This window comes from Caballeronia sp. SL1002 (genome assembly GCF_057814995.1).
Genome location: NZ_JBYMUW010000005.1, coordinates 804785 through 816808, shown reverse-complemented (window position 1 = coordinate 816808; position 12024 = coordinate 804785). Strand labels below are relative to the sequence as shown.

The 12024-nt window shown below is 63.2% G+C and carries 10 protein-coding genes; 9 read left to right on the top strand and 1 reads right to left on the bottom strand.

Features of this window, described 5'->3' with window-relative positions; all coding sequences use genetic code 11:
* Positions 1 to 12: 12 nt before the first annotated feature.
* The 4 genes from AC3D25_RS28015 (at position 13) to AC3D25_RS28000 (ending at position 3534) form a co-directional block, all read left to right on the top strand.
* Positions 13 to 609 carry a HutD/Ves family protein gene (locus AC3D25_RS28015; protein ID WP_488891737.1) on the top strand — a complete coding sequence of 199 codons (597 nt, stop codon included), beginning with the start codon at positions 13 to 15 and terminating at the stop codon, positions 607 to 609.
* Entirely contained in the window at positions 606 to 1988 is a 1383-nt protein-coding gene (locus tag AC3D25_RS28010) for a formimidoylglutamate deiminase (RefSeq protein ID WP_488891736.1), read from the top strand. The genes AC3D25_RS28015 and AC3D25_RS28010 overlap by 4 nt, the downstream gene beginning before the upstream one ends.
* Before the next feature lie 45 nt (positions 1989 to 2033).
* Entirely contained in the window at positions 2034 to 2837 is an 804-nt protein-coding gene (hutG, locus tag AC3D25_RS28005) for an N-formylglutamate deformylase (RefSeq protein WP_488891735.1), read from the top strand.
* Positions 2838 to 3219: 382 nt separating this feature from the next.
* Positions 3220 to 3534: a DUF4148 domain-containing protein gene (locus AC3D25_RS28000; RefSeq protein ID WP_488892174.1), complete on the top strand. Its 315-nt coding sequence runs from the start codon at positions 3220 to 3222 to the stop codon at positions 3532 to 3534.
* Between the two features lie 94 nt (positions 3535 to 3628).
* Here the strand turns inward: AC3D25_RS28000 and AC3D25_RS27995 are convergent, their stop codons facing one another.
* The gene (locus AC3D25_RS27995) at positions 3629 to 4384 is read right to left on the bottom strand and encodes a TetR/AcrR family transcriptional regulator (RefSeq protein ID WP_488892173.1); all 756 of its coding nucleotides are present in this window, start codon (positions 4382 to 4384) and stop codon (positions 3629 to 3631) included.
* Between the two features lie 316 nt (positions 4385 to 4700).
* Here AC3D25_RS27995 and AC3D25_RS27990 point away from each other — a divergent pair, with 316 nt between their 5' ends.
* The 5 genes from AC3D25_RS27990 (at position 4701) to hydA (ending at position 11815) form a co-directional block, all read left to right on the top strand.
* Complete coding sequence (locus tag AC3D25_RS27990) at positions 4701 to 5981, top strand: Zn-dependent hydrolase (RefSeq protein WP_488891734.1); 1281 nt, start codon at positions 4701 to 4703, stop codon at positions 5979 to 5981.
* A gap of 105 nt (positions 5982 to 6086) precedes the next feature.
* Positions 6087 to 7433, top strand: a complete 1347-nt coding sequence (locus tag AC3D25_RS27985) for an NAD(P)-dependent oxidoreductase (protein WP_488891733.1) — start codon at positions 6087 to 6089, stop codon at positions 7431 to 7433.
* Between the two features lie 36 nt (positions 7434 to 7469).
* Positions 7470 to 8756, top strand: coding sequence for an NAD-dependent dihydropyrimidine dehydrogenase subunit PreA (gene preA / locus AC3D25_RS27980; RefSeq protein ID WP_488891732.1), 1287 nt, complete (start codon positions 7470 to 7472; stop codon positions 8754 to 8756).
* A gap of 49 nt (positions 8757 to 8805) precedes the next feature.
* Positions 8806 to 10317 carry an NCS1 family nucleobase:cation symporter-1 gene (locus tag AC3D25_RS27975; protein WP_488891731.1) on the top strand — a complete coding sequence of 504 codons (1512 nt, stop codon included), beginning with the start codon at positions 8806 to 8808 and terminating at the stop codon, positions 10315 to 10317.
* Between the two features lie 19 nt (positions 10318 to 10336).
* Positions 10337 to 11815, top strand: coding sequence for a dihydropyrimidinase (gene hydA, locus AC3D25_RS27970; protein ID WP_488891730.1), 1479 nt, complete (start codon positions 10337 to 10339; stop codon positions 11813 to 11815).
* The last annotated feature ends 209 nt before the right edge of the window (positions 11816 to 12024 follow it).

Here is a 12024-nt window from a genome sequence, read left to right as displayed (position 1 = left end):
TTATCGATAATCGTGCCTGAAACAAGCATTATTCTTGGCGCGACGCTCGTGCCGGCGCGCTGGAAAAACGGCGGCGGCGTGACGCGTGAGATCGCGGCGGAGCCGGCGGGCGCGACGCTTGGGCACTTCGACTGGCGCGTGAGTATCGCGGATATCGCGCACGCGGGTCCGTTTTCCCGCTTCGACGGCGTGGACCGCGTGCTCGTGCTGCTGTCGGGCGCGGGCATGACACTGCGCGAAAGCGGCGGCACGCAGCACGTTTTCGATAAACCGCTCGACATGCTTTCGTTCGCGGGCGAAACCCACATCGACGCGACGCTCACGAACGAGCCGACGCGCGATTTCAACGTCATGGTGCGTCGCGGACTGGTTAGCGCTCAGGTAAGTGCGCATCGCGAGGCGGTGGCTTTCGCAGTCGAAGACACAGTGACGCTGCTTTACTGCGTACACGGACGGATCGACGTTTTATGCGGCGATGCGATGTATACGCTGGAACATGGCGATACATTGCGGATCAATGGCGGCGCCTCATGCCGCGTCACATGTCACGATGCGCAGTGGCTCCATATCGGACTCAAATCGACCCGTCACGAGGATTCACCGCGATGAACCATGCGCTTTTTTGCGATCACGCACGTCTTCGCGATGGATGGCATCGCGACGTGCTCCTCGAATGGAACGACGACGGCGCGCTCGTCGCGGTCACGCCGGGAAGCGTCGCACGCGAGGACGTGGCGCGCGCGGCGGGACCGGTGATCGCGGGCATGCCGAATCTGCACTCGCACGCGTTCCAGCGCGCAATGGCCGGTCTCGCCGAATATCGCGCGAATTCGACTGATACCTTCTGGAGCTGGCGCGATCTGATGTACCGCTTCGCCGAACGGCTCGATCCCGACTCGCTCGGCGCCATCGCACGATGGCTTTACATCGAGATGCTGAAGGCGGGCTATACGTCGGTGTGCGAGTTTCACTACGTGCATCACCAGGTTGGCGGCGAACCGTATGCGGATTCGTCGGAGCTTGCCGGGCGCGTGGTGAACGCGGCGCACGAAGCCGGTATCGGCATGACGATGCTGCCTGTGCTTTACCAGTACAGCGGCCTGAACGAGAGCGCGCCGCGCGATGACCAGCGCCGCTTCCTGCATTCGCCCGACACGCTGCTGACGATGCTCGACACTTTGAGCGACGCGCATCCCGAAACTGGCATGCTTCGCTACGGCGTCGCGCCGCACTCGCTGCGGGCAGTGTCCGAATCGTCGCTCGGAACGTTACTGAACGGACTCGACAAACGTTTCGATGCCGCGCCCATCCACATTCATATCGCCGAGCAGACCGCGGAAGTGGACGCGTGCCTGAACGCGCTCGGACAGCGGCCCGTCGAATGGCTGCTGGATCGCTTCGACGTGAACCCGCGCTGGTGCCTCGTGCACGCGACACATATCGATGAAACCGAATGCGCGCGCCTCGCGGCAAGCGGCGCGGTCGCGGGACTGTGCCTCACGACCGAGGCGAATCTCGGCGACGGCATTTTCCCCGCGCGGGCGTATCTGGACGCAGGCGGCCGCATCGGCGTGGGCTCGGACAGTCATATCGGCGTGGACTGGCGCTCGGAACTCCGGCTGCTCGAATACGGCCAGCGTCTCGCGCGGCGCGAGCGCAACGTGCTGGCGAGCGCGGCGCAAAGCCGTCCGGCGGATCGTCTCTTCGATGCCGCGCTCGACGGCGGCACGTGTGCAAGCGGCCGCGCGCTCGGCGCGCTTGCGCCCGGATGCCGCGCGGACTGGCTCGTGCTCGACGCCGATCACCCGAGCATCGCGGGGCTGATTAGCGAAACGTGGCTGTCCGGGGTCGTTTTTTGCGAGCATGGCGAGAGCCCGATCCGCGATGTCTACGTGGGCGGGCGTAAAGTAATCGATGCGCGCCGCCACGCGCTGCAGGACGAAGCCTTCGCGGCTTATCGCCGCGCGCTCGACGGGCTTGTCCGATAGCGGCGGGCGCGCCCCGCTTAAACCGAAACGCAGAATAAGGCAGCCATGACCGAGACGCCGATTTTCACGCTGGAACGGGGCACCGCGCCGCTACTCATTTCCATCCCGCATGTGGGCACGCAAATTCCCGCGTCGATCGCCGCCGCGATGACGCCGGTGGCCGCGCGTGTCGAGGATTGCGACTGGCATCTGGACCGGCTGTATGCGTTCGCGAAGGCGCAGGGCGCGACGCTGCTGATGCCGTCGAACGCGCGCTACGTGATCGATCTGAACCGTCCGCCCGACGACGCAAACCTGTATCCGGGCCGCGATACGACGGGCCTGTGTCCGGTCGATACGTTCGAGAAAGAGCCGTTGTACCAAACGGGCCGCGCGCCGGATCGCGAGGAAATCGACGCGCGCCGCGTGACCTACTGGCAGCCGTATCACGACGCGCTGGCGCACGAACTCGACGCATTGCGTGCTCAGCACGGGCGCGTCTTGCTATGGGAAGCCCACTCGATTCGCTCGGTGGTGCCGCGCTTTTTCGATGGCCGTCTGCCCGATTTCAACTTCGGCACGGCGGACGGCGCGAGCGCCGCGCCGGGACTCGCCGAGGCGCTGGCCGACATCGTGAGCGAAGACGGGCGCTACACGGCCACCGCGAACGGACGTTTCAAAGGCGGCTACATCACCCGCCGATACGGCCAGCCCGCCACCGGCATCCACGCGCTGCAACTCGAACTGACGCAGATCACCTATATGCAGGAATCGATGCCGTTCGCCTACGATGACGCCCGCGCCGCGCAAGTGCAGCCGCTGCTGGAACGACTGGTCGCGGTCGCGCTCGCGCACGTCGAGGCGGCTTGATCGCGGGCGAGGCGCATCGGGATTCTTGTTGTGAGCGAGATAAAGCGCGTGCGCTATGACCATCTATAAAAGCGCGGATGCCAACTTCCAGGCAAACACATAGAAACGAACGAATGGTCGGCAGCAGTACGTTTGACCCGGCTGAGCGCCTGACCAACGCGACGCAAAGCGCAAAAACGACCGAGCATAAACCAACCTTAACCCCACCTTAAATTCCGAAGTCTATTCTTGTCGATATTGCAAGAATGTTTCGCGTAATTAAGGGTTTCTCCTTAGTGAATGGCCGCCTAAACTTGTTTTCAATCGAAACGAATTCAGAACCTGCTTAAAACACTTTCGAATTTGCTTCGCATCTGAAAACAAATACTGGAGGTTCATCATGATCAAGTCTTTCGTTCCCGCCGTTGTTATCGCCGCCGCCCTTGCTGCTCCGGCTTTCGCTTTTGCTCAAAGCAACGCACCCGTGACCCGCGCGCAAGTTCGCGCCGAACTGGTCCAACTCGAAAAGGCCGGCTACAACCCGGGTTCGAGCGAGGTGTACTACCCGCAAGACGTGCAGGCCGCCGAAGCCCGCGTGCACGCTCAAAACGGTGACGCAACGGGTTATGGCGCACCGACCGCCAGCCACTCGCAAGCGGGTGCTCGCGCTGGGATCGTCCCGACGTCGCCTGTCGATTCAGTCTACTTCGGTCACTAAGACGAATAGCTGTTCGCGAGACCTCACCGGTCTCGCCATGAAAAAATCGCCGAAGCGCGCAAGCGCCCGGCGATTTTTTTTCGTGCCGCGCGATCTACGCATTCGATCCGGGCGACACCGCGCCGCACGCGCGAATGACCAGTCGCACCACTTCGTCGGTCGCGGTATCGAAGGACTTCTGCGAGAACGCGCGCTTGCCTTTGAGCGCGACGATCTGCGCGTCGAAGTCGGCGTAATGCTGCGTCGTGGCCCAGATCAGAAAGAGCAGCGTCTGCGGATCGACGGGCGCTAGCAGCCCGCGCGCGATCCAGCTTTCGATCACCGTCACCCGCGTATCGAGCCACGGCTTGACGCGCGTGCGCAGAATTTCCTGCATGTGTTCCGCGCCGTGAATGATCTCGCTCGCCCACACTTTCGACCCGAGCGGCCGCCGCCGCGACAACGCCATTTTCGCGCGCACATAGCCGCCGATCGCCTCGACCGGATCGTCGCTGCATTCGAACGTGTCGGCGGCGCGATGCCAGTCCTCGAACAGATCTTCGAGCACGCGCCGATACAGCGCGAGCTTCGTCGGAAAGTAGTAATGCAAGTTGGCTTTCGGCAAACCCGCGCGCTCGGCGATCATCGCGGTGCTCGCGCCGTCGAATCCGCGCTCGGCGAAAACGGCCTCCGCGCAAGCCAAAAGATGCGTCTCGTTCGTCTCGCGGATGTGCGCCTTGCGCCGCCGCAAAGGCGTCGCCACCGCTTCGGCTTGGCTATCGTTTTCCACTACCTCGGGTGTGGCTTCTGCCGCGCTTTCTTCATCTCTCATCATTTGCCTCCGCGGCTCATGTGCCGCGTCGCGCTTCATTCTAGCCATATCCGGCGTCCCTCACACCGCGTGAAGCGTGCGGCGCGCGCGTGCATGAGCGCGTCGTGCCGCGTTGCAATGGCACGCTTCTCGCTCTACATGAGCGTGCACGAAAGACGTTGATTTGCAGGGTTTAATCGGCTACAACCTGTCCAACCGGACAGGATTGGGCGCCAGACGAAACCGCCTCTCAGGCATCGTCGCACAAAATAAAAGACATGCACCTCACGCGTGCGGGTTCGCCCCAAAACCCGTCGCCGATGCACCAGTTTCACGTCAGTCAGAAGCGCAATTTCAGTTGAAAGGAGCGAGTCGAATGAACGCGGTAACGGATGCAGTGTCAGGCGCCAATCTCAATACGTCGATCCGGATCGACGGCAAGCGTCTGTGGGACAGCCTGATGACGATGGCGAAAATCGGCGCGACGCCGAAGGGCGGCGTCTGCCGTCTCGCGCTGACCGATCTAGACAAGGAAGGCCGCGACCTCATCGTGAGTTGGGCAAAAGAGGCGGGCTGCACGATCAGCGTCGATCAAATGGGCAACGTGTTCATGCGCCGCGCCGGACGCAATCTCGACGCGCTGCCGGTCGTGACCGGTTCGCACGCGGATTCACAGCCGACCGGCGGCCGCTTCGACGGCATCTACGGCGTGCTCGGCGGGCTGGAAGTGATTCGTTCGCTGAACGATCACGGCATCGAGACCGAGCATCCGATCGAACTCGTGATCTGGACCAACGAGGAAGGCTCGCGCTTCGCGCCCGCGATGGTCGCCTCGGGCGTCTTCGCGGGCGTCTTCACACTCGACTACGGGCTGTCGCGCAAGGACGTGGACGGCAAGACGATCGGTAGCGAGCTTGAGCGGATCGGCTACGCGGGCGACGTGCCGTGCGGTGGACGTCCGCTGCATGCCGCGTTCGAACTGCATATCGAACAAGGGCCGATTCTCGAAGCCGAGAACAAGACCATCGGCGTCGTGACGGACGCGCAAGGTCAGCGCTGGTACGAAATCACGCTGACCGGACAGGAAGCGCACGCGGGTCCGACGCCGATGCCGCGCCGCAAGGACGCTTTGCTCGGTGCGTCGCGCGTGGTCGATCTGGTGAACCGCATCGGCCTCGCTCATGCGCCGCTCGCCTGCGCGACGGTCGGCATGATGCAGGTGTATCCGAACTCGCGCAACGTGATTCCCGGACGCGTCTTTTTCACGGTCGATTTCCGTCATCCCGACGACGCCGTGCTCGCGCAGATGGACGCCGAATTGCGTGAGGGCGTCGCGAAGATTGCGGGCGGTATCGGCCTCGAAACCGCGCTCGAACAGATCTTCTACTATGCCCCCATCGCCTTCGACGCAGCCTGCGTGAAGTCGGTGCGCGCGGCGGCGGAACGCTTCGGTTATTCGCATCGCGACATGGTGTCGGGCGCGGGACACGACGCGTGCTATCTCTCGCAAGTCGCGCCGACATCGATGGTGTTCGTGCCGTGCGTGGACGGCATCAGCCACAACGAAATCGAGGATGCATCGCAGGAATGGATCGAGGCGGGCGGCAATGTCCTGCTTCACGCGATGCTTGAACGCGCGTTGGAGCCGGTTTCATAAAACGCATCCGCAGCCGCTGAAATCCGTTTGAAGCAACACCGTACCGGCTTCGCGCGCGCGAAGCCGGCGGGTATCGCTCGTCCCCACAAAACAAAAGGACCGCGCATGACGATCAAGCAAACCGGCGATGTCGCGTCGCATCGTCTCTCAAGCGAACAACTCGCGTGTCAGTTCTCCGATGTCGCGCCGCTGCTCGACGCGACCGCGGCGGCGGCGGCATCGAGCCGCTGTCACTATTGCTACGACGCGCCCTGCATTCAGGCGTGTCCGACGCAAATCGACATTCCGGGTTTTATCCGCAAGATCGGCAACGGCAATCTGAAGGGCGCGGCGGTCGATATTCTCTCGGCGAATCCGCTCGGCGGCATGTGCGCCCGCGTGTGTCCGACGGAGATTCTTTGCGAAGGCGCGTGCGTGCGCAATCACGACGGCGACAAGGCCGTCGCCATCGGCGCGCTGCAACGCCACGCGACCGACTGGGCGATGGCGCGCGGCGAGCATCTGTTCAAACGCGCCGCCGATACCGGCCGCCACGTCGCGATCGTCGGCGCGGGACCGGCGGGTCTTGCGTGCGCGCATCGCCTGGCGCTCGCCGGCCATCGCGCAACGATCTTCGATGCGCGTGCGAAGCCGGGTGGTCTGAACGAGTACGGGATCGCGGCCTACAAGACCGTGGACGACTACGCGCAACGCGAAGTGGAATGGCTGTATTCGACGGGCGGGATCGAGTTGAAAAGTGGCGTGATGCTCGGTCGCGATATCGCGCTCGCCGAGTTGCGCAAACAATACGACGCCGTGTTTCTCGCGATCGGTCTTGGCGGCGTGCGCGAACTCGCGCTCGAAGGCGAAGCGCTGGAAGGCGTGATGAACGCGGTGGATTTCATCGAGCAAGTGCGTCAGGCCGATCCGCTCGCGAGCGTGCCGGTCGGGCGCCGCGTGGTGGTGATCGGCGGCGGCAATACGGCCGTCGATGCAGCGGTGCAGAGCCGCAAGCTCGGGGCGTCGATGGTGACGATGGTCTACCGGCGCGGCATCGAACACATGAGCGCGACCTGGGCCGAACGAGAATTCGCGCAGACCAGCGGTGTGGCGCTCATCACGCAGGCCACGCCGCTCAGGATGATCGGCGTGGACGGGCACGTGACCGGCGTCGAGTTCGGCAGCACGTCGGGCGAAGGCGAATCGCGCTTCGTGGTCGATGCGGACATGGTGTTGAAGGCAATCGGCCAGACGCTCGTGCCGGTCGGTCTGGAGCACGACGTGCTCACGCTGGAAGCAGGTCGCATCGTGACCGACGCGGATCGCCGCACGACCCTCGCGGACGTCTGGGCGGGCGGCGATTGCGCCACGCACGAAGGCCTCGACCTGACCGTGCAGGCCGTGCAGGACGGCAAGCTCGCGGCGGCGTCGATCGATGCATCGTTCGCGCTCGCGGCGATCAAGGCCGCCTGAACCCGAGCCAATAGACACCACAATTACGGAGCCGATATGGCCGATCTTCGCTGCACGATTGCAGGCATCACTTCGCCGAACCCTTTTTGGCTCGCCTCCGCGCCGCCGACCGACAAAGCCTACAACGTGAATCGCGCGTTCGAAGCGGGCTGGGGCGGCGTGGTGTGGAAAACGCTCGGTCTCGATCCGCATGTCGTGAACGTGAGTTCGCGATACGGCGCGGTGCAATGGAACGGCCAGCGCATGGCGGGCCTCAACAACATCGAACTCATCACGGACCGTCCGCTCGATGTGAACCTGAAGGAAATCGCGCAGGTGAAGCGCGACTGGCCGGATCGCGCGATGATCGTCTCGTTGATGGTGCCGTGCAACGAGCGTGACTGGAAATGGATTTTGCCGCTGGTGGAGGACACCGGCGCGGATGCCGTCGAACTGAATTTCGGCTGTCCGCACGGCATGAGCGAACGCGGCATGGGCGCGGCAGTCGGTCAGGTGCCCGAGTACATCGAGATGGTCACGCGCTGGGTCAAGGAAGGCACGAAATTGCCGTGCCTCGTGAAGCTCACGCCGAATATCAGCGACATCCGGCTCGGATCGCGCGCGGCCTATCAGGGCGGCGCGGACGGCGTATCGCTCATCAACACGATCAACTCGATCGTGGCCGTCGATCTGGACGAAATGGCGCCGCTGCCGATCGTGGATGGCAAAGGCACGCACGGCGGTTATTGCGGGCCGGCCGTCAAGCCGATCGCGCTGAACATGGTCGCGGAAATCGCCCGCGATACGGAGACGCCGGGCTTGCCGATCTCGGGCATCGGCGGCATTTCGTCGTGGCGCGATGCGGCCGAATTCATCGTGCTCGGCGCGGGCAGCGTGCAGGTGTGTACGGCGGCGATGCACTATGGTTTTCGCATCGTGTCGGATCTGGCCGACGGCCTGTCGAACTGGATGGATGAAAAAGGCTACGCCACGCTCGACGACATTCGCGGACGTGCCGTGCCGAACGTCACCGACTGGAAATACCTGAACCTCAAGTACGACATCAAGGCACGTATCGACCAGGACAAGTGCATCAAATGCGGCCTGTGTCACATCGCGTGCGAGGACACCTCGCATCAGGCGATCACGCGCGAGAAGGACGGCGTGCGCCATTTCGACGTGGTGGATTCGGAGTGCGTCGGCTGCAATCTGTGCATGCATGTGTGTCCGGTCGAGCAGTGCATCACGATGGAACGCGTCGATGCCGGCGAATACGCGAACTGGACCACGCATCCGAACAACCCGGGCCGCGAGGACGCGGAACAACCGGCCAAAGCTGCATGAATCGTTATAAAGCGAGCTAGAAAATAACCGACAAGACTGGAGAGCCCCGATGAAGCAGACCCCGCATTCCGTCGATCCGCAGTTCGCGGCCGGCGTGGCGAGCAGCAGCCTCTACAACGACGACCTCGCACCGACCGGCCCCGCGCAACGCACCTGGAAGTGGTATCACTTCGCCGCGCTGTGGGTCGGCATGGTGATGAACATAGCGTCTTACATGCTCGCGGCAGGCTTGACCGAAGAGGGCATGTCGCCGTGGCAGGCGGTGGCGACCGTGCTCATCGGCAACCTGATCGTCCTTGTGCCGATGCTGCTGATCGGTCATGCGGGCGCGAAACACGGCATTCCGTATGCGGTGCTCGTGCGATCGTCGTTCGGCACGCAGGGCGCGAAATTGCCCGCGTTGCTGCGCGCGGTGGTGGCGTGCGGCTGGTACGGCATCCAGACCTGGCTCGGCGGCAGCGCGATCTACACGCTCCTGAATATCCTCACCGGTAACGCGCTGCACGGCGCGGCGTTGCCGTTCATCGATATTTCAATCGGCCAGCTCGCGTGTTTCCTCGTGTTCTGGGCGCTGCAGATCTACTTCATCGTGCATGGCACCGACTCGATCCGCTGGCTTGAAAGCTGGTCCGCACCGATCAAAGTGGTGATGTGCGTCGCGCTCGTGTGGTGGGCGACGTCGAAGGCGGGCGGCATCGGCTCGATGCTGTCGGCGCCGTCGCAGTTCGTCGCGGGCGGCAAGAAAGAGGGCTTGTTCTGGGTCACATTCTGGCCGGGGCTGACTGCGATGGTCGGTTTCTGGGCGACGCTTGCGCTCAATATTCCGGACTTTACGCGCTTCGCCCGCTCGCAGCGCGATCAGGTGATCGGCCAGTCCGTCGGCCTGCCGGTGCCGATGGCGCTGCTCTCGGTGATCTCGGTGGTGGTCACGTCGGCGACCGTCGTGATCTACGGCAAGGCGATCTGGGACCCGATCGACCTCACGAGCCGCATGACGGGAATCGGCGTGGGCGTGGCGCTCATCATCCTCACGCTCGATACGATGTGCTGCAATCTCGCGGCGAATCTCGTCGGTCCGGCCTACGATTTTTCGAGCCTCTGGCCGAAGGGCATTTCGTATCGCGCGGGCGGCATGATTACCGCGACCATCGCCATCGTGATGATGCCGTGGAAGATTCTGGCGACCACGCAGGGCTACATTTTCACGTGGCTCGTCGGCTATTCGGCGTTGCTCGGTCCGGTCGCGGGCATTCTGATGGTGGACTATTTTTTCATTCGCGGCACGCGGCTCGACGCGCGCGAACTCTTCGACGAACACGGCGAATACAGCTACACGGGCGGCTGGAATATCGCCGCCGTCGTCGCGTTGCTCGCGGGCGTCCTGCCGAACTTGCCGGGCTTTCTGCACGTCGCGTTTCCCGCGTCGTTTCCGAACGTTCCGGCTTTCTTCAACACGCTCTACACTTATGCGTGGTTTGTCGGGCTGGCGCTCGCATCCATCGTTTATGGCGCATGGATGAAGCTCGGCAAGAGCCCGACCGCGCGCGTCGCCAACGCATGAAAATTCAGGAGACTGCATCATGACGATCCTCATTCGCGGCGGTACCGTGATCGACGCCGACCGCACTTATCGCGCGGACGTGCTGTGCGCGGACCCGCAGGACGGCGGCACGATTCTCGATATCGGCGTCGATCTCGATGTACCGGCGGGAGCCGGGATCATCGACGCCAGCGGCCAGTACGTGATGCCCGGCGGTATCGATCCGCATACGCACATGGAACTGCCGTTCATGGGCACGACCGCGAGCGACGACTTCTACACCGGCACGGCGGCGGGACTTTCCGGCGGCACGACGAGCATCATCGACTTCGTGATTCCAAGCCCGAAGCAACCGTTGATGGAAGCGTTCCGCGAGTGGCGCGGCTGGGCTGAGAAGGCGTCCGCCGACTACGGCTTTCACGTTGCGGTGACCTGGTGGGACGAGTCGGTGCATCGCGACATGGGCACGCTCGTGCATGAGCACGGCGTATCGAGCTTCAAGCATTTCATGGCGTACAAGAACGCCATCATGGCCGACGACGAAGTGCTCGTGAACAGCTTCACGCGCTCGCTCGAACTGGGCGCGCTGCCGACCGTCCACGCGGAAAACGGCGAGCTCGTTTTCCAGTTGCAGAAGCAACTACTTGCACGCGGTTTTACCGGGCCGGAGGCGCATCCATTGTCGCGGCCGCCCGAAGTGGAAGGCGAGGCGGCGAATCGCGCGATCCGCATCGCACAGGTGCTCGGCGTGCCGATCTATATCGTGCATGTGTCGTCTAAAGATGCGGTCGATGTGATCGCCCGCGCGCGCAACGAAGGCCAGCGTGTGTTCGGCGAGGTGCTGCCGGGGCATCTGGTGATCGACGAATCGGTCTATCGCGATCCCGACTGGAACCGCGCCGCCGCGCATGTGATGAGCCCGCCGTTCCGTTCGAGCGAGCATCGCGAGGCGTTGTGGCGCGGCCTGCAATCGGGCCAGTTGCATACGACCGCGACCGATCACTGCGTGTTCTGTGCGTCGCAGAAAGCGATGGGACGCGAGGACTTCACGCGCATTCCGAACGGTTGCGGTGGCGTCGAAGATCGCATGTCGGTGCTCTGGCATCACGGCGTGAACATGGGACGGCTGACGCCGAACGAGTTCGTGCGTGTGACGTCCACGAACGCCGCGCAGATTTTCAATCTGTATCCGCGAAAAGGTGCGGTACAGGTCGGATCGGATGCTGATCTCGTTGTGTGGGACCCGGCGGCGAGCAAGACCATTTCCGTCAAGACCCATCATCAGAAGGTCGACTTCAACGTGTTCGAAGGCATGACGGTGCAGGGCGTCGCGACGCATACGCTGACGCGTGGCGCGCTGGCGTGGGCCAATGGCGATCTGCGAGCAGTGCGCGGCGCGGGGCGGTATCTCAAGCGTCCGCCGAATCCTTCGTATTTCGAGGCCACGCGCGTGGCGAACAAATTGAAGGAAACGCATCCGGTCGAGCGCGTGGGCGACAAGGCCGTGAAGGCGGCGTGAGTTTTTGGAGGTGATTTGCGGTGAAAGCCGGCGTTGCACGCCGGCTTTTTCTTTTCAGCGTTCATGGACCCAAGCGCGATAGTCACGTTGACTGCAGCCTTCAGCGTGACTTGCTAAACTCTTTGCGCTGTTCTGTTCTTACCGATTGCGCAATCGCTTCGCACGAAGCACCTGCGCCGCGAGCGAACCGCGTGACTCATCAAACGACG